Annotated in this window: 1 rRNA gene; it reads right to left on the reverse strand. The window is 55.4% G+C overall.

The features are described from left to right. Positions 1 to 323, reverse strand: a 16S ribosomal RNA gene (locus ACTHSL_RS13325); the annotation flags it as partial.

Below are 323 nucleotides of genomic sequence, written 5' to 3' on the forward strand. Positions count from 1 at the left end.
GTGTATAAGAGACAGGACTACTAGGGTATCTAATCCTGTTTGCTCCCCACGCTTTCGCACCTCAGCGTCAGTACCGGGCCAGTGAGCCGCCTTCGCCACTGGTGTTCTTGCGAATATCTACGAATTTCACCTCTACACTCGCAGTTCCACTCACCTCTCCCGGACTCGAGACCTCCAGTATCAAAGGCAGTTCCGAGGTTGAGCCTCGGGATTTCACCCCTGACTTAAAGATCCGCCTACGTGCGCTTTACGCCCAGTGATTCCGAACAACGCTAGCCCCCTTCGTATTACCGCGGCTGCTGGCACGAAGTTAGCCGGGGCTT

It is taken from the genome of Neisseria sp. P0008.S010, from assembly GCF_051962715.1.
GTDB classification, from domain to species: domain Bacteria; phylum Pseudomonadota; class Gammaproteobacteria; order Burkholderiales; family Neisseriaceae; genus Neisseria; species Neisseria elongata.